The organism is Actinomadura rifamycini DSM 43936, from assembly GCF_000425065.1.
Classification (GTDB): Bacteria; Actinomycetota; Actinomycetes; order Streptosporangiales; family Streptosporangiaceae; genus Spirillospora; species Spirillospora rifamycini.
In genome coordinates this window covers 349,551-366,390 of the sequence record NZ_KE384301.1, presented here as the reverse complement: position 1 = coordinate 366,390, position 16,840 = coordinate 349,551, and the positions used below count along the sequence as shown (strand labels likewise).

The following is a 16,840-nucleotide window of genomic DNA, read 5'->3' as shown; positions in this document are numbered from 1 at the left end:
CGCCGGGCGTCCGGCGCGCGCCCGCGGACGGGTCTCCCGGCCACCGGGACCCCGCCCGCGAACGCCCGGTATGCGCTCGCTTACCATCCAGGGCATGACGGTGCCGCCTGAAGAACTCGAACTGGCCGCCGCCTTCCCCCCGGCCGAGCGGGACCGGTGGCGGGAGATGGTGAAGGGGGTGCTGCGCAAGTCCGGCGCGGCGACCGACGACACGCCCCCTGAGGAGATCGAGGGTCTGCTGACCCGCGAGTCGTACGACGGCGTCCCGATCGGCGCCCTGTACACCGCCGAGGACGCCCCCGCCGGACGCCCGGGGCTCGCCCCGTACGTCCGCGAGGTGCGGCCCGACGGCGAGGGCCTCGCGGGCTGGGACGTACGGCAGCGGCACGACCACCCCGACCCGGCGGTCACCCGGGAGGCGATCCTCGCCGACCTGGAGAACGGCGCGACCTCGATCTGGCTGCGGCTCGGCGAGGCGGGCCCGCCCGTCGCCGCGCTGCCCGAGGCGCTGCGCGGCGTCCTGCTCGGGCTCGCGCCCGTCGTGCTGGACGCGGGGGAGCAGGCAGCCGACGCCGCCGAGGCGTTCCTCGCGCTGGCGGCGGAGCGCGGCGACGCCGACGCCGTCGCCGGGAACCTCGGGCTCGACCCGCTCGGCCTCGCCGCCCGCACCGGCACGGCCCGGCCGCTCGGCGCCGCCGCCGCGCTCGCCGCCCGCTGCGCCCGCGAGTTCCCGCGGCTGCGCGCGGTCGTCGCCGACGGCACCCCGTACCACGACGCGGGCGGCTCGGACGCCGAGGAGCTGGGCGCCGCCGTCGCCGCCGGAGTCGCCTACCTGCGGGCCCTCACCGACGCCGGGCTCGGCGTGGACGAGGCGTTCGCGCAGATCGAGTTCCGGCTCGCCGCCAACGCCGACCAGTTCTCCTCCATCGCCAAGCTCCGCGCCGCGCGCCGCCTGTGGACCCGCGTCGCCGAGGCGAGCGGCGCGGCGGAGGGGACGTCCGCGCGGATCCACGCGGTGACGTCCGCGGCGATGATGACGCGCCGCGACCCGTGGGTGAACATGCTGCGCACCACCGTCGCCGCGTTCGCCGCCGGGGTCGGCGGCGCCGACGCCGTCACGGTCCTGCCGTTCGACGCGCGCCTCGGCCTGCCGGACGACTTCGCCCGGCGCATCGCCCGCAACACGCAGACGCTGCTGCTGGAGGAGTCGAGCCTGGCCCGCGTCGTCGACCCGGCGGGCGGCTCCTGGTACGCCGAGCGCCTCACCGAGGACATCGCGCAGGCCGCCTGGGACCGCTTCACCGAGATCGAGCGGGCCGGCGGCCTCGCCGCCGCCCTCGAGTCCGGGCTCGTCGCCGGCCGCATCGCCGCGACGTGGGAGCGGCGCCGCAAGGACATCGCCCGGCGCACCGCGCCGCTCACCGGCGTCAGCGAGTTCCCGAACCTCGCCGAGCGGCTCCCCGAGCGGGAGCCCGCGCCGGCCCGTCCCGGCGGCGGGCTGCCCGTCGTGACGTACGCGCAGGACTTCGAGGCCCTCCGCGACCGCTCCGACGCGCACGCCGACGCGACCGGCGCCCGTCCCGCGGTGTTCCTCGCGACGCTCGGGCCGGTCGCCGTCCACACCGCCCGCGCGTCCTTCGCCGCGAACCTGTTCCAGGCCGGCGGCGTCGAGACCGTGGCCGGGCCGCCCGAGGAGTTCGCCGCGTCCGGCGCGCCGGTCGCGTGCGTCTGCTCCAGCGACAAGGTGTACGCCGAGCGGGCCGCGGACGCCGCCCGCACGCTGAGGGACGCGGGCGCGAAGCGGGTCTGGCTCGCGGGCAAGGGAACGTACGAGGGCGTGGACGCCAACGTGTTCGCCGGATGCGACGCGGTCGAGGTGCTGGAGACGACCCTCCACGATCTGGGAGTGAAGTGATGATCCCCGACTTCAGCGACATCGAGCTCGGGACGCCGCCGCCCGCGGCCGGCGCCGCCGCCCGGTGGCGCGCGGCCGTCGCCGAGGCCACCGGCAAGGAGCCCGAGGCGCAGACGTGGGACACCCCGGAGGGCGTCGACGTCCTGCCGCTCTACACCGCGGACGACCTCGGCGGCGTCGACTTCCTGGGCACCCTCCCCGGCATCGCGCCGTACCTGCGCGGCCCCTACCCCGCCATGTACGCGACGCAGCCGTGGACGATCCGCCAGTACGCCGGGTTCTCCACCGCGGAGGAGTCCAACGCCTTCTACCGGCGCAACCTCGCCGCGGGGCAGAAGGGCCTGTCGGTCGCGTTCGACCTCGCCACCCACCGCGGCTACGACTCCGACCACCCGCGCGTGGCCGGGGACGTCGGCATGGCCGGGGTCGCGATCGACTCGATCTACGACATGCGGCAGCTCTTCGACGGCATCCCGCTCGACCGGATGAGCGTGTCGATGACGATGAACGGCGCCGTGCTGCCGGTGCTGGCGCTCTACATCGCCGCGGCCGAGGAGCAGGGGGTGAAGCCGGAGGCCCTCGCGGGGACCATCCAGAACGACATCCTCAAGGAGTTCATGGTCCGCAACACCTACATCTACCCGCCGCAGCCGTCGATGCGGATCATCTCCGACATCTTCGAGTACACCTCGCAGCGGATGCCGAAGTACAACTCGATCTCGATCTCCGGCTACCACATCCAGGAGGCCGGGGCCACGGCCGACCTGGAGCTCGCCTACACCCTCGCGGACGGCGTCGAGTACATCCGCGCCGGGCGCGAGGCGGGCCTCGACATCGACGCGTTCGCGCCGCGGCTGTCGTTCTTCTGGGCGATCGGCATGAACTTCTTCATGGAGGTCGCGAAGCTCCGCGCCGCGCGGCTGCTGTGGGCGAAGCTCGTCAGGGGCTTCGATCCGAAGAACCCGAAGTCGCTGTCGCTGCGGACGCACTCGCAGACGTCCGGCTGGTCGCTGACCGCGCAGGACGTCTACAACAACGTCGCCCGCACCTGCATCGAGGCGATGGCCGCCACGCAGGGCCACACCCAGTCGCTGCACACCAACGCGCTGGACGAGGCACTCGCGCTGCCGACCGACTTCTCCGCCCGCATCGCCCGCAACACGCAGCTGCTGCTGCAGCAGGAGTCCGGGACGACCCGCGCCATCGACCCCTGGGGCGGCAGCGCCTACGTCGAGCGGCTCACCTACGACCTCGCCCGCCGCGCCTGGGGCCACATCGCCGAGGTCGAAGAGGCCGGCGGCATGGCGAAGGCGATCGACGAGGGGCTGCCGAAGCTGCGCATCGAGGAGGCCGCGGCCCGCACCCAGGCCCGCATCGACTCCGGGCGGCAGCCCGTCATCGGCGTCAACAAGTACCGCGCGGACGCCGAGGAGCAGATCGAGGTCCTCAAGGTCGACAACGCGTCCGTCCGGGCGCAGCAGCTCGACAAGCTGCGGCGGCTCCGCGAGGAGCGGGACGACGCCGCGGTCGGGTCGGCCCTCGCGGCGCTGACCGCCGCCGCCGACGCGGCGACGAACGGGAACCGCCCGTCCGGGCTGGAGCACAACCTGCTCACCCTCGCGATCGACGCCGCCCGCGCCAAGGCGACCGTCGGCGAGATCTCCGACGCCCTGGAGCGGGCGTGGGGGCGGCACGCCGCGCAGATCCGTACGATCTCCGGTGTGTACCGCGACGAGGCAGGGCCCGCCGAGGGCATCGAGCGGGCGCGCGCCGCGACCGCCGCCTTCGAGGAGGCCGAGGGGCGCCGCCCGCGCATCCTGGTCGCCAAGATGGGGCAGGACGGCCACGACCGCGGCCAGAAGGTGATCGCGACCGGGTTCGCCGACCTCGGCTTCGACGTCGACGTGGGCCCGCTGTTCCAGACCCCCGCCGAGGTCGCCCGGCAGGCGGTGGAGGCCGACGTGCACATCGTCGGCGTCAACTCGCTCGCGGCCGGCCACCTCACGCTGGTGCCCGCGCTGCGCGAGGAGCTGGCCGCGCTCGGCGCCGAGGACGTCATGATCGTCGTCGGCGGGGTGATCCCGCCGCAGGACTTCGACGAGCTGCGCGCCGCCGGAGCGTCCGCGATCTTCCCGCCGGGGACCGTCCTCGCCGACGCCGCGCAGGGCCTGCTGGACGAGCTGGCGGCGCGGCTGGGCCACGAGAAGGCGGGGGAGAACGGCGACCGGTGAGGCCCCTGGAGGACTACGTCGCCGGGGTGCGGGACGGTTCGCGCGCGTGGATCGCGCGGGCCATCACGCTCGTCGAGTCGGCCCGCCCCGACCACCGCGCGCTCGCGCAGCGGCTGCTGGTGGAGCTGACCCCGCACGCCGGCGGCGCCCGGCGCGTCGGCATCACCGGCGTGCCGGGGGTCGGCAAGTCCACGTTCATCGACGCGCTCGGCACCCTGCTCACCGGGCGCGGGCACCGGGTCGCCGTACTGGCCGTCGACCCGTCGTCCACCCGGACCGGCGGCAGCATCCTCGGCGACAAGACCCGCATGCAGCGGCTCTCCGCCGACGAGAACGCCTTCATCCGGCCGTCGCCGACCGCCGGCACGCTCGGCGGCGTCGCCAAGGCCACCCGCGAGGCGATGGTCGTGATGGAGGCCGCCGGGTACGACGTCGTCCTCGTGGAGACGGTGGGGGTCGGGCAGTCCGAGACGGCCGTGTCTGAGATGGTCGACGCGTTCCTGTTCCTGACGCTCGCCCGCACCGGCGACCAGCTCCAGGGCATCAAGAAGGGCGTCCTCGAGCTGGCCGACGTCATCGCGGTGAACAAGGCCGACGGCGACCACAAGATCGAGGCGAAGCGGGCCGCGCGGGAGCTGTCGGGCGCCCTGCGGATGCTGCGCGGCGACGAGCACGCCCGCGACATCCCCGTCCTCACCTGCAGCGCCCGCGAGGGCACCGGCCTCGAGCGGGTGTGGGACGAGATCACCGCCCATCAGGACGCCCTCCGCGAGAGCGGCGAACTGGACGCCCGGCGGCGCCGCCAGCTCGTCGGCTGGGCGTGGGCGATGGTCCGCGACCGGCTCCTCGCCGACCTGCACGCCGATCCGGACGTCCGCACAATCGCCCCCGAGGTGGAGCGGGAGGTCGCGGATGGCGCGCTCACCCCCGCGCTGGCCGCCGACCGCATCCTGGAGGCGTTCGCGCGGGGCCGCTGAGGTCCGGCCGCCGGGGACCGCGCGTGCGTCCGAAACCACGCGTTGTCACGAGGGCCCGGGTCCGGCGGGCTCCGATCCGGTACAACAGTCGGATGGACGTCATCGCGCTCGACGACCCGACGGACGCGCAGATCAGGCAGTGGCACGGGGTGCTGGCCGCCGTGCACGCCGACGATCCGGCGGCCGAGCCCGCGCCCGAGCCCGCCCACACGGCCGCGCGGCTGCTGGGCGGCGTCCCCGCGGGCCGGCAGCGGCTCTGGGCGGTGCCCGCCGGGGACCCCGCGGCCGGCGGCGGCCCGGACGGCGGCCTCGCCGCCGTGGCCGCCCTGCTGCTGCCCGGCGATCCGGGGACCGGACGGCCGGGAGAGATCGACATCCGGGTGCGGCCCGAGCACCGCCGCCGCGGCCTCGGCCGGCGGCTGCTGCGGGCGGCCGCCGCGGGCCTGCGCGCCGACGGCCGCACAAGCGTGATCGCGCAGGTGCTCGCGGGCACCCCGGCCGTCCCGTTCCTGGAGTCGCACGGCTTCGAGTGCGTACTGACGCTGCGCGGCATGGTGCTCGACCTCGACGGGCTCCCGGCGGAGCGCGTCGCCCGCCTGGTCGCGGACGGGCCCCCGGGGTACCGGCTCGTCCGCTGGCGCGGCGTCGTCCCGGACGGGCGGGCCGCCGCGCTCGCCCGCGCCAAGACCGCGATGGCCGACCTCGCCGAGTACGAGGGCGCCCCCTGGGACGCCGCGCGCGTCCGCGAGATGGCCGAACTGGTCGCCAAGCGCGGCGACGACCTGTACACCGTCGCGGCCCTCACCGGCGACGGCGCGTCGATCGCGGGTTTCACCGAGACGGTCGTCCCGGCCGGGGCGGCGGGCCGCGCCATGCAGTACGACACCGCGGTGGTGCCCGAGCACCGCGGCCGCCGGATCGGCATCTGGGTGAAGGCGGAGATGCTGCGCTGGCTCGCCGCCGAGCGTCCCGAGGTCCGCGAGATCGAGACCGACAACGCCGGCGACAACGTCCACATGATCGCGGTGAACGAGGAACTGGGCTTCCGGGTGGAGCGCGAGTCCATGGAGTACCAGGCCGCGGCGGCCGACCTTCCGTCCTGAACGGCCGGAAAATGCGTTGCCCGCCCCGCCGGGAATCGGCAGGCTGATAGCGGCTTCCGGGAAATGCCCGGAAGTCAGCAGAATTGCCGGACCTTTTCCTCGTAGTTCAACGGCAGAACGCCGCACCGTTAATGCGGATGCTCCAGGTTCGAATCCTGGCGGGGAAGCGGCAGGGGCAGGGGAGGTGTCGCATGCACGTGCTCGTCCTGAACGCGACGTACGAGCCGTTACAGAAGGTCGACCTGCGGCACGCCATCCGCATGCTGGTGCGCGAGGTGGCGGTCGTCGAGGAGGTCGAGGAGGGCCGGACGATCGGCGCGTTCCCCGTCCCGCGCGTCCTGCGCCTCGTCCGGTACGTCGCGATGCGCTGGCGCCACGGCCGCCGCCCGCCGTGGAGCAAGCGCGGCGTCCACCTGCGCGATCGCGGCCGCTGCGCGTACTGCGGGCGCCGCGGCGACACCGTCGACCACGTCCACCCGCAGTCGCGCGGCGGCGGGGACACGTGGGAGAACACCGTCCTGGCGTGTGGGAAGTGCAACAACCGCAAGGGGAACCGGACGCCGGCCGAGGCCGGCCTCCGGCTGCGCGGCACCCCCCGCGTGCCGCGCTGGGAGGAGCTCATGGGCCTGTGACGCCGGGCTTCCCGCTCCGGGCCGGGGCCGCGCGCCCCGGCCCGCACCCCGGATACCGTACACCTTTCGTTACGCTATGTAATTTTCGCATCAACTGAGACAAAATGGTCGTATGTGGTAGCGTGCCGCCAATCTTGAGGCGTGTTATCTAGGAGTGATCTGTGGCGGCCCTCGTTCCCTCCGGCGGCACGGAGCGTCCTGCCGGCGGACGCCCGACGGCTCGGCGCGCGCGGACCGGCGCGCTGGCGCTCGCGCTCGCGCTGGGCGTGACGGCCGTCCCGTCCGCCCGCGCCGCCGCCGTCCCCCGCGCCCCCAAGGATCCGGCGGCCAAGTACGCCGAGCTGAAGAAGCGCGCCGACAAGCTCTCCAAGGAGTACCGCGGCGGGCTGGTCACCCTCGAAGACGCCGAGAAGGGCGCCGAGAAGGCGCGCTCGGCCGCCGAGCGCGCCTCCGGCGACTACGACCGGGCCCGCTCGTCCGTCGCCGCGATCGCCTCCACCGCCTACATGACCGGGCGCTACGAGTCGATCCCGATCGTCACCGACGGCGATCCGCAGGCCGCGCTGCGCGCCGCGAGCGGCCTCGAGCACATCAGCCGCAACAACGGCCGCCGCGTCCAGGCGCTGCGGGCGCTGGACGCGCAGGCCGAGCAGGCCCGCGAGAAGGCGGAGGCGAAGCTCGAGAAGGTCGAGAAGGAGATCGAGAAGCTCGAGAGCCAGCGCGAGCGCGTCAAGAAGCTGCTCGCGAAGTACAAGCCCGAGACGCCCACCGCGTCGGCTTCGTCGGGCTCCGGTTCCGGGTCGGCCCGGCCGGACGGGGCGTCCGGCACCAAGTCGCCCGTCACCGGCAACTCGATGACCGCGCGCATGCGCACCGTCCTCCAGGAGGTCGACGGCAAGTTCGGGCCGTTCCCCACGATCGGCTGCATGCGCCCCGGCGACCCGCAGGACCACGGGTCCGGGCACGCCTGCGACTTCATGGAGAGCACCGGCGGCCAGATGCCGAGCTCGTCGGCCAGCGCCCACGGCGACCAGGTCGCCCAGTACCTCATCGACAACGCGAGCCGTCTCGGCATCAAGTACATCATCTGGAAGCAGCGCATCTGGGACTCGCGCAGCGGCGGCGGCTGGAGCCAGATGGAAGACCGCGGCAGCGTCACCCAGAACCACTACGACCACGTCCACGTCTCCGTCCTGTGACGCCGGACGCGCCGTGACGGCCGTGCCCGGGGACGCGCTCAGTCCAGCGGCACCGTCGCGCGGTCGCGGGCGGACAGCAGCGCCGCCTCGATGACCTCCAGGCCGGTGATCGCGTCGGCGAGGTCGACCGGCGGGGGAGCACCGTCCCGCAGCGTGCGCGCCACGGCGGCGTAGAAGTCGTGGTAGGCGCCCGGCGCGGTCGGCTCGGGCCGCTCGTCGCCCGGGACGCCGACGCGGCCGTACGACTCGGGCGGGGCGATGCCGTAGCCCGGATCGTTCGGGACGAGCCCGGCGCGGAGCGCGTCCTCCTGCACGTCCATGCCGTGGACGGTGTACGCGGCGCGCGACCCGAGGACGCGGAACCGCGGGCCGAGCTGCGCGGCGGTCGCGCTCGCCCACAGGTGCGACCGGGTGCCGCCGCGGTGCTCGAGGGCGACGAACACGTCGTCGGGGGCCGTCGCGCCGCTCCGCCGGACGTCGATCTCCGCGTGCACCCGGACCGGGCGCCCGAACAGCGCGACCGCCTGGTCGATCAGGTGCGAGCCCAGGTCGTACAGGATGCCGCCAGCGTCCCGCGGGTCGGCGCTCTCCTTCCACCCGGGCTTGATCGTCGGCCGCCACCGCTCGAACCGCGACTCGAAGCGCAGCACGTCGCCGAGCGCCCCCGACCCGACGAGGCGCTGCGCGGTCAGGAAGTCGCCGTCCCAGCGGCGGTTGTGGAACGGGACGACCGGCAGGCCCCGGACGGCGCTGAGCGCGGCGAGGGAGCGGGCGTCGGCGGCGGTGGCCGCCGCCGGCTTGTCCACGACGACCGGGACGCCCGACGTCAGCGCCGTCCGGGCGAGGGCGACGTGGTACCGGTTCGGCGCCGCGACCACCACCAGGTCGTAGGCCCCCGACACCTCCCACAGCCGGTCGGCGTGGTCGAGGACCCGCGCGTCCGGGTACCGCTCCTCGACGGCCTTGCGCCGCTCGGGGTCCCCGGTCACGACCGCCGCCAGGCGCATCCCGGGGACGGACGAGATGAGCGGGGCGTGGAAGACCGCGCCCCCGGTGCCGTATCCGATCAAGGCAACACGCAGGTCCATGCCACGATCATGGCCGATGCCGCCCGGGCCGACCGGCGGCGGGGTGGGCCCTGGCCTGCGGCGCACGGCATTCCGCCCGCGCACCGGACGCGGCGAGGACCCCCCCGGGGCGGCGTCAGTCGAACAGGTCGGGCTGCTCGCGGGTGATCTGGTCGTACAGCGGCTGGTAGTTGATCCAGCCGACCAGGTCGTTGCCGATCTGCTCGTGGGTGAGGACGGCGTTGTCGTGCTCGATCGGGACGACCGGGCCCGCGGCCTGCGCGAGCAGCTGCACCTGGCAGGACCGCTCCATCGTGATGAACCACCAGGCGGCGGCGTCCACGGTGTCGCCGACCGTCAGCAGGCCGTGGTTGCGCAGGATGACGGCCTTGTGCCCGCCGAGGGCGGCGGCGATCCGCTTGCCCTCCTCCAGGTCGGTGACGACGCCGGTGTAGTCGTCGAACAGGCCGTGGTCCTGGTAGAACGCGCACACGTCCTGCGTGATCGGCTCCAGCTTGCGGCCGAGCGCCGACATCGCCCGCCCGTACGTCGAGTGGCTGTGCGCGGCGGCCACCACGTCCGGCCGGGCCTGGTGCACCTGCGAGTGGATCGCGAACGCCGCCTCGTTCACCGGGTAGCGGCCCTCGACGACCTTGCCCTCGTGGTTCACCAGGATCAGGTCGCTGACCTTGATGTGCTTGAAGGACATCCCGAACGGGTTCACCCAGAAGTGGTCGGTGCGCTCGGGGTCGCGCGCGGTGATGTGCCCGGCCACGCCCTCCTCGAAGCCGAACTTGCCGAAGATCCGCAGCGCGGCGGCCAGCCGCTCCTTGCGGTGCCGGCGCTCGTCCTCGACGCTGTCGAAGTTCGGCGGCAGCCGGAAGATCAGGTCGGTCGGCAGCTTCTCCAGGAACTCTTCGTCCTCGGCCATCGGTCGCTCCTCGGGTGCTCGGCTGCCTCCACCGAACACCACCCGGCCGCCGTCCGGCTAGATCCGCGCCGCCCAACCCCGGTGCGCCCGGTTGTCCGGCGGGGACAACGAGGCCGCACAATGGCGGCATGGAGCCACGAGAGGGCGACCGGTTCCTGCGGCTGCTGGTCGAGCGCAGCGCGGACCCGGCGGTGCTGGACGCGACGGTCCGCGCCGCCCGCACCCGTTCGGAGCTCGTCGCGGCGCTGCCGGAGGAGGAGACGCGGCGGCACACCGCCGCGCTCGTCCGGGGCGTCCTCGCCGCGCTCGAGGAGGGCGGTCCGGGGCCGGAGGTGCTCGCGGCGGCGGAGCGGCTCGGCTCCGACCGCGCCCGCCAGGGGGTGCCGGTCGCCGCGTTCCTGGACGGCTTCCAGGCGGGCCGCGCCCACCTCGTCCGGACGCTCATCGCCGACGGCCGCCGCCTCGGCGTCCCCGACGCGCAGCTCCTCGACGGGGTCAGCCGCATCGACGAGATCACCACCGCGCTCGTCCACCGGATGGTGCACGCGCACCGGGTGGCCGAGCTGGAGGCGGCCCGCACCGCCCGGGAGAGCACCCTGCAGACGCTCCGGCAGCTGCTGCACGGCGAACCGGTCGCCGTGCCCGCCCCGCTGGACTCCCGCGCCGCCTACCACTGCGTCGTCTCCGACGTCAGCGACCCGGCGGTCGCGGCGCGGCTGGAGGCCCGCCTGACGGCGGCCGGGCCGGGCCTGTGCGGGCTCGTCGACGGCCGCTTCGCCGCCCTCGTCGCCCGGCTGCCCGACCCGCCGCCCGCCGGGCCGCTGCTGGTGGCCGCGCCGCCCGCCCGTCCCGGCGGCGTCGCGCCGCTGTACGCGCTCGGACGCCGGGCGCTGCGGGCGGGCGCCGCCGCGGGCCTGACCGGGCTGCGCGACCTCGCCGACCTGGCCCTCGCCACGGTCACCGACGCCGAACCCGAGCTGGGCGGGCTGCTGGCGGCCGCGCTCCTGCACGGGCTGGACCCCGGCGACCCGTTCCACCGGGAGCTCGCCGAGACCGCCCTCGCCTACCTCGACCACGGCGGCCGCATCGAACCGACGGCCGCGTCGCTGCACGTCCACGGCAACACGGTCAAGTACCGGGTGCGGCGGCTTCAGGAGCTGACGGGCCGCCCGCTGCTCGACCCGTCCGACGGCGCGGCGGTCGCCCGGACCGCGCACCTGTGGTGGGCGCTGCGCCGCTGGCTGGCCGACGCCCGCGCCCGCTGACCCGCGCCCGCCGACCCGGGCCGGTCCGCCGCCGGACGGGCGGGGCGCCGGTTCGTGATCTCATGGGTGCGGCGCTCCGCGGCGGGGCGCCCGCGGCGAACGGAAGGAGAGCCGGTGAGCGGACCTCGGATCGGCACGGTGGTGTGGCCCATGCAGTCCTGGCCGGAGGCGGGGGAGACGTGGCGGCGCGCCGAGGAACTGGGGTTCCACCACGCCTGGGTGTACGACCACCTCGCCTGGCGCGGCGCGACGCCCTGGTACGACGCCTACACCACGCTCGCCGCCGCGGCCGCCGTGACGTCCCGGGTGCGCCTCGGGACGATGGTGACGTCGCCGAACTTCCGCCACCCGGTGCCCACCGCGCACGCGATCAAGACGATCGACCACGTGAGCGGCGGGCGGCTCACCGTCGGGATCGGGTCGGGCGGGACGAACCGGACGTCGGACGCGGGCGTCCTCGGCGGCCCCGAGTGGACGCGCGCCGAACGCGCCGCCCGGTTCGCCGAATGGGTCGGGCTGCTGGACCGGCTCCTGCGCGGACCCGAGACCACCGTCGAGGGCGAGTACTACTCGTCCCGCGAGGTCGTGACGGAGCCCGGATGCGTGCAGCGGCCGCGCGTCCCGTTCCTGATCGCGGCGGACGGGCCGCGCGGGATGCGCGTGGCGGCCCGGCACGGCGCCGGATGGGTCACCACCGCCGTCGCCCCGGGCCGCGCGCCGGACGAGGTCGTCCGGTCCCGGCTGGACGCGCTGGGCGCCGCGTGCGAGGCGGAGGGGCGGGAGGCGCGCGACCGCGTCCTGCTGACGGGATTCACCGACGAGCCGTGGCTGGAGTCGCCGCAGGCGTTCGCCGACCTGGCGGGGCGGTACGCCGAACTCGGCGTCACCGACATCGTGCTGCACTGGCCCAGGCTCGGAACGCGGTGGGACGCCGACATGGCCGTGTTCGAGGCGATCGCCGCCGAGCACGGAACCGGCGGCTGAGGAGCCCCGGAACCGCGGCGCAAGGCACGCCCGGCGCCCGCGGCGCGGCGGACGCGCCGAGAGCGGCATGGCGGGGTTCGGCTCGCGCGCGGCGGGGCTCGGTTCGCGCGGTGGTGTCAGGGCGGCCGGGTGCGGCGTGGCGGCGAAATTCGGCTCGGGCCCAGCGGAGTTCGGTGGCGCCAGGGCGTCTGGGAGCGGCGCGGTGGTGGAGTTCGGTTCGTGCGCGGTGGCGTCAGGGCGGGCTGGGGGCGTCGCCGCTTGTGAGGAGCTGCGGTTCGGCGCCCTCGGCGCGGAGGGTGGTCGGGGTGCAGCCGGCGAGCGTTCGGAACTCGCGGTTGAGGTGCGCCTGGTCGTAGTAGCCGCAGGCTGACGCGGTGGCGGCCAGGTCGCCGCCGCGCGCCAGCATCCCGACGGCGCGCTCGAACCGCAGCACCCGGCCCATGACCTTGGGCGGGAGCCCGGCCTGCTCGCGGAACCGGTGCGTCAGGTGCTTGCGGCTCCAGCCGACGTCGGCGGCGAGTTCGGCGACGCCGGCGGTGCCGCCGCTGCGCAGGAGCAGGTCCCACGCGCGCCGCACCTCCGGATCGGGGACGGGCCCGGTCTCGAGGCGGCGCAGCAGGTAGGCGTCGAGCAGGTCGAACCGGTCGCCCCAGCCGGGCGTCCCGGCGAGCCGGCCGGTGAGGGCGGCGGCGCTCGGGCCGAGCAGGTCGGGCAGGTCGGCGGCGGAGTTGGCCAGCCGCGCCATCGGCACGCCGAGCAGCGTGTAGGCGCCGAGCGGCGTGAGGTCGAGCTGGACGCCGAGCTGCCCGCCCGGGTGCTCGTACAGGCCGGGGCCGTCGTACATGCCCGCGGCGAACGAGCCGAAGTCGCGGTTCCCGCCGGACGGGTCGGGGGTCCGCAGGAACATCGGCGGGCCCAGATTGAAGATCACGACGACGGTGCGGGTCGGCAGGGTGCGCATCCGGGAGGGGAGGGCCTCCGTCTCCCAGTAGCCCGCGTAGGAGCGCAGGAACGGGCGGAGGGCCGGGTGCGGGCGCCCCGCGGCCAGGCACCAGCCGCCCCGGTCGGAGATCGCGACCGGCCTCTCGCTCATGCCCCCACTACTACCACCCGGGACCGACGGTCCCCGGCCGCGCGGCCCGCCGGACCGGGGCGCTACTCGTACACCTGCCCGCACACGGCGATCCGGGCCAGCTCGGCCCAGCTCATCGCACGGATCTCCCGGACGTAGGACCGGACGGCCGGGGCGCCGGGCGCGGCCGGCAGCGGCACCCGCGCCCCGTCCGCGGCGTCCCAGCCGCCGAGGCTCCCGGCGACCGCGCACTCCAGGTAGGTCGCCGGGTCGAAGTTGTACCAGCGGGCGGGCGTCGCGCGGGCCCCGGAACCCGGCGGGCGAGGCGCGTCCACGCCGAACCGGGCCCGCGGGCCGGGCGGGGCGGCGAGGAAGTCCTCCAGGTCGGCGACCTGCGAGAGGACGACCCGTTCCCAGTCGGCGTACCCGCCGGGCTCGGGACCCGGGAGCGCGAGGTCCCGGGCGCTCCACGCGGGGTCGAACGGGGCGGGCGGCACGGTCGCGGCGGCGGAGAACATCGCCGCGACGTCGTCGGGCTCCAGGTCCGTCCGGTCGCGGAGCGGGACGCTCACCTTCCACAGGGCGCGCAGGAACGCCGACAGCGACCAGGACGCCGCCCGCGCCTCCTGCCCGAGGTGCAGGAACACCAGGTACAGGTCCCGGTTCGTCCGGACGACCGGGCTCGCCGGGCCGTCGACCCAGTACGTCTGCTTGTGCCGGACGCCGCTTTCCATCGCCAGCACGTGGGCGAGCGCGGAGATCCGGGAGTCGTGCGCCGCCATGTGGACCCGGTTGCCGTTGTCGTCCTGGCGCATGACGTCCCACGTGTGCATTCGTCCTCCGCGGTCGGCTGTGCTGCTCGGCCCCCGTTGATCAAGTGTCGGTGGCCGGCCCCCGGACCGCCAGTAGCGGACATATCACTTTCCGGACTCGAAGTCGTGACCTTCCGCGCAAGCGGCGCGGACCGGGCCCGCACCCCGTCCGCCCGGCGCCGCCGCCCGCGGCGCGGCGGCGGGCGGCGGCGGGTCGGCCGGGTCAGAGCTTCGAGCGGTGCACCACCTGGAGCTCGGTGAACGCCTGGAGGCCCCACGTCCCGTTCTCGACGCCGAGGCCGCTCCACTTGAACCCGCCGAACGGCTGGTTCGGCGCGAGCGCGAGGTGGGTGTTGACCCAGGCGGTGCCGCACTCCAGGCGTCCCGCGACCTCGGCGGCGCGGTCGGCGTCGGCGCTCCACACCGAGCCGGACAGGCCGAAGTGCGTGCCGTTGGCGCGGTCGACCGCCTCGTCCAGGTCGCTGTAGCGGATCACCGGCAGCGCGGGGCCGAACTGCTCCTCGTCCACGATCCTGGTGCCGTCGGAGACGTCGGCGAGGATCGTCGGCTGGAAGAAGTATCCCGGCCCGTCGATCGGCGCGCCGCCCGCCGCGGCGCGGGCGCCCCCGGCGATGGCGTCGGCGACCAGCTCCCCGACCCGCTCGAACTGCGGCTTGTTGTTGATGGGCCCGTACTGGACGCCCTCCTGCGTGCCGGGTCCGACCTTGGCGGCCTTCGCGCGCTCGGCGAGGGCGTCCACGACGTCGTCGTACAGCGCGTCCGGCGCGTACACCCGCTTGATCGCCGAGCAGACCTGGCCGTTGTTCTGGAAGGCGCCGCCGAACAGCCGGTCGGCGACCGCGGCCGGGTCGGCGTCGTCCAGCAGGATCGCCGGGTCGTTGCCGCCCAGCTCCAGCGTCACCCGCTTGAGGTCGGGCGCGGCCGCCGCGGCGACCCGCTTGCCGGTGGCGACGCTGCCGGTGAAGCTGATCTTGCGGGGGACGTCGTGCGCGGTCATCCAGGCGCCCAGCTCGTCGCCGCCGGTCACCACGTTGAGCACGCCGGGCGGCAGGACGTCGCGCAGCTCCGCGCCGAGCTTCAGGCTCGACAGCGGGGTGAACGGCGACGGCTTGAGGACCATCGTGTTGCCCGCCAGCAGCGCGGGCGCGATCTTCCAGGTCGCCAGCAGCAGCGGGAAGTTCCACGGGGTGATCGCCGCGACCACGCCCATCGGCCGCCGCAGCACCTCGACGCGCGCGTTGTCGTCGTCCTGGATCACCTCGACGGGCAGTTCCAGGTCCGCGAAGTACTTGAGCCAGACGCCCGCCCCGACGACCTCCATCGTCGCGTCGGCGAGCGGCTTGCCCTGCTCCAGCGTGATGACGCGGCCGATCTCCTCGGACTTGGCGAACATCAGGTCGGCGGCGGCCCGCAGCGCCTCCCGCCGGACGGACTCGTCCCGGCGCCACTCGGCGTACGCGGCCCGCGCCGAGTCCATCGCCGCGTCCAGCTGCTCCCGGGACGCGTCGGGGGCCTGCTCCGCCACCTCGCCCGTGGCGGGGTCGATCACGCCGAAGGTGGCGGGCGCGTCCACCGCCCGGCCGTCGATGGTCATCGAGAACTCGTCGGACACCGTTGATCCTCCACTCCCGGGGCTAACCGAACGGGATTCAGTATTCACCGTGGGGCGGTGCTTTGACGAGGCGCCCCGCGGACCGAAAAGCGGCGGGCGCCCCGTGGGAGCACGGGGCGCCCGCCGGTGCGGGGGGCGGTCAGAGCCCGGCGACGCGGTCGAGAAGGTCGCGGTAGGCGCGCAGGGCGAGCCGCAGCCGCTCGGTGTCGGGCCCGCCGGCGTCCGCGTCCGGACCCGTGCCTGTGCCGAGGCCGCCGGCGAGGGCCTCGCGGCGGCCGGCCAGCGCGCGGGCGAGAGCGTCGGCGGCCTCGGTCACGAGGCCGTCCGCGTCCCGGACGGCCGTGCGCGGGTCGTCGACGAACGCCGCCTGGAGCTCCCGGAAGCGGGCGCGGAGCCGGTCGGCCTCCGCCGGCTCCAGCAGCCGGTCGGGCGCGGGCGCCCCCGCGGCCCCCTCCGGCCCGCCGGACTTCTCGAGGCCGCGCCCCGCGTCCGCCCCCGCTTCGGCCGCCCCGCCGGCGAACCGACCGTGCGTCCCGCCGGGGGACCCGCCGGTGGTGCCGGCGGGGGATCGGCCGGGCGCCTCGCCGGGCGACCGGCCGGGCGCCCCGCCGGGAGACCCGCTGGGGGTGCCGCCGGTGGACCGGCCGGGCGCCCCGCCGGGGGATTGGCCGGGCGCCCCGCCGGGGGATTGGCCGGGCGCGCGGCCGGGCGCGCCGCCGGGAGATCCGGCGGGGGTGCCGGCGGGGGATCGGCCGGGTGACGCGTCCGGCGCGGTTCCGGGCCGGGCATCGGGCCTGGTGTCCGGGCCGGCGGCGGTCCCGCCGTCGCGGGGCGCGCCGGCGGGCCGGGGCGGCGCGGGCCGTGCGGCCTCGGCCGGCCGGGCCGGGGTGGAACGCGGGCCCGCGACGTGCGTGTCGCCCGCCACGCCCGGATCGGCCGTGCCGGCGGCGCGGGCGCGCTCGTCCTCGGTGACCGGCCCGCCCGGGGCCGGAGCGTCGGATCGCCTGTGCACCATCGGG

The 16,840-nt window shown here is 75.6% G+C and carries 14 protein-coding genes and 1 tRNA gene; 9 read left to right on the top strand and 6 right to left on the bottom strand.

Annotation, left to right across the window (positions count from 1 at the left end; genetic code table 11):
- Nucleotides 1-94 precede the first annotated feature (94 nt).
- The 7 genes from H505_RS0138490 (at nucleotide 95) to H505_RS0138460 (ending at nucleotide 8,057) form a co-directional block, all read left to right on the top strand.
- Nucleotides 95-1,915, top strand: a complete 1,821-nt coding sequence (locus H505_RS0138490) for a methylmalonyl-CoA mutase subunit beta (RefSeq protein WP_026406222.1) — start codon at nucleotides 95-97, stop codon at nucleotides 1,913-1,915.
- On the top strand, nucleotides 1,915-4,146 hold the full coding sequence (scpA, locus tag H505_RS0138485) for a methylmalonyl-CoA mutase (RefSeq protein ID WP_157433278.1): 2,232 nt from the start codon (nucleotides 1,915-1,917) through the stop codon (nucleotides 4,144-4,146). The genes H505_RS0138490 and scpA overlap by 1 nt, the downstream gene beginning before the upstream one ends.
- Nucleotides 4,143-5,123 carry a methylmalonyl Co-A mutase-associated GTPase MeaB gene (meaB, locus tag H505_RS0138480; protein WP_026406220.1) on the top strand — a complete coding sequence of 327 codons (981 nt, stop codon included), beginning with the start codon at nucleotides 4,143-4,145 and terminating at the stop codon, nucleotides 5,121-5,123. The genes scpA and meaB overlap by 4 nt, the downstream gene beginning before the upstream one ends.
- A 92-nt stretch (nucleotides 5,124-5,215) precedes the next feature.
- Nucleotides 5,216-6,226: a GNAT family N-acetyltransferase gene (locus H505_RS0138475; RefSeq protein WP_026406219.1), complete on the top strand. Its 1,011-nt coding sequence runs from the start codon at nucleotides 5,216-5,218 to the stop codon at nucleotides 6,224-6,226.
- A gap of 95 nt (nucleotides 6,227-6,321) precedes the next feature.
- A tRNA-Asn gene (locus tag H505_RS0138470) sits at nucleotides 6,322-6,393 on the top strand.
- 24 nt (nucleotides 6,394-6,417) lie between these two features.
- Entirely contained in the window at nucleotides 6,418-6,858 is a 441-nt protein-coding gene (locus tag H505_RS0138465; protein ID WP_026406218.1) for an HNH endonuclease, read from the top strand.
- A gap of 161 nt (nucleotides 6,859-7,019) precedes the next feature.
- Nucleotides 7,020-8,057 (top strand): coiled-coil domain-containing protein, encoded by a 1,038-nt coding sequence (locus H505_RS0138460; RefSeq protein WP_125614506.1) that lies wholly within the window; start codon nucleotides 7,020-7,022, stop codon nucleotides 8,055-8,057.
- A gap of 38 nt (nucleotides 8,058-8,095) precedes the next feature.
- Here H505_RS0138460 and H505_RS0138455 read toward each other — a convergent pair whose 3' ends face one another.
- Nucleotides 8,096-9,145, bottom strand: coding sequence for a Gfo/Idh/MocA family oxidoreductase (locus H505_RS0138455; protein ID WP_034521878.1), 1,050 nt, complete (start codon nucleotides 9,143-9,145; stop codon nucleotides 8,096-8,098).
- Nucleotides 9,146-9,260: 115 nt separating this feature from the next.
- Nucleotides 9,261-10,055, bottom strand: a complete 795-nt coding sequence (locus H505_RS0138450) for a class II aldolase/adducin family protein (protein ID WP_034521876.1) — start codon at nucleotides 10,053-10,055, stop codon at nucleotides 9,261-9,263.
- Nucleotides 10,056-10,183: 128 nt separating this feature from the next.
- Here H505_RS0138450 and H505_RS0138445 point away from each other — a divergent pair, with 128 nt between their 5' ends.
- Together H505_RS0138445 and H505_RS0138440 are read left to right on the top strand one after the other, a co-directional pair.
- A complete protein-coding gene (locus H505_RS0138445; RefSeq protein WP_026406214.1) occupies nucleotides 10,184-11,320 on the top strand; it encodes a helix-turn-helix domain-containing protein in 1,137 nt (378 codons plus the stop codon).
- A 114-nt stretch (nucleotides 11,321-11,434) separates the two neighbouring features.
- Entirely contained in the window at nucleotides 11,435-12,304 is an 870-nt protein-coding gene (locus H505_RS0138440; RefSeq protein ID WP_211238643.1) for an LLM class flavin-dependent oxidoreductase, read from the top strand.
- A gap of 232 nt (nucleotides 12,305-12,536) precedes the next feature.
- On the opposite strand, the gene H505_RS47045 is transcribed toward H505_RS0138440, so the two are convergent.
- The 4 genes from H505_RS47045 to H505_RS48455 form a co-directional block, all read right to left on the bottom strand.
- Nucleotides 12,537-13,397 (bottom strand): helix-turn-helix domain-containing protein, encoded by an 861-nt coding sequence (locus tag H505_RS47045; protein WP_034521873.1) that lies wholly within the window; start codon nucleotides 13,395-13,397, stop codon nucleotides 12,537-12,539.
- A 62-nt stretch (nucleotides 13,398-13,459) separates the two neighbouring features.
- A complete protein-coding gene (locus tag H505_RS0138425; RefSeq protein ID WP_026406212.1) occupies nucleotides 13,460-14,209 on the bottom strand; it encodes a hypothetical protein in 750 nt (249 codons plus the stop codon).
- Nucleotides 14,210-14,411: 202 nt separating this feature from the next.
- Nucleotides 14,412-15,821 carry an aldehyde dehydrogenase family protein gene (locus H505_RS0138420; RefSeq protein WP_026406211.1) on the bottom strand — a complete coding sequence of 470 codons (1,410 nt, stop codon included), beginning with the start codon at nucleotides 15,819-15,821 and terminating at the stop codon, nucleotides 14,412-14,414.
- Between the two features lie 139 nt (nucleotides 15,822-15,960).
- On the bottom strand, nucleotides 15,961-16,836 hold the full coding sequence (locus H505_RS48455; protein ID WP_051301626.1) for a hypothetical protein: 876 nt from the start codon (nucleotides 16,834-16,836) through the stop codon (nucleotides 15,961-15,963).
- Nucleotides 16,837-16,840 lie beyond the last annotated feature (4 nt).

Coding starts and splice junctions, on each gene's coding strand:
- H505_RS0138425 (WP_026406212.1), bottom strand. CDS start 14,209: ATGCACACGTGGGACGTCATGCGCCAGGACGACAACGGCAACCGGGTC.
- H505_RS47045 (WP_034521873.1), bottom strand. CDS start 13,397: ATGAGCGAGAGGCCGGTCGCGATCTCCGACCGGGGCGGCTGGTGCCTG.
- H505_RS0138475 (WP_026406219.1), top strand. CDS start 5,216: ATGGACGTCATCGCGCTCGACGACCCGACGGACGCGCAGATCAGGCAG.
- H505_RS0138490 (WP_026406222.1), top strand. CDS start 95: ATGACGGTGCCGCCTGAAGAACTCGAACTGGCCGCCGCCTTCCCCCCG.
- H505_RS0138445 (WP_026406214.1), top strand. CDS start 10,184: ATGGAGCCACGAGAGGGCGACCGGTTCCTGCGGCTGCTGGTCGAGCGC.
- H505_RS0138450 (WP_034521876.1), bottom strand. CDS start 10,055: ATGGCCGAGGACGAAGAGTTCCTGGAGAAGCTGCCGACCGACCTGATC.
- H505_RS0138465 (WP_026406218.1), top strand. CDS start 6,418: ATGCACGTGCTCGTCCTGAACGCGACGTACGAGCCGTTACAGAAGGTC.
- scpA (WP_157433278.1), top strand. CDS start 1,915: ATGATCCCCGACTTCAGCGACATCGAGCTCGGGACGCCGCCGCCCGCG.
- H505_RS0138455 (WP_034521878.1), bottom strand. CDS start 9,145: ATGGACCTGCGTGTTGCCTTGATCGGATACGGCACCGGGGGCGCGGTC.
- H505_RS48455 (WP_051301626.1), bottom strand. CDS start 16,836: ATGGTGCACAGGCGATCCGACGCTCCGGCCCCGGGCGGGCCGGTCACC.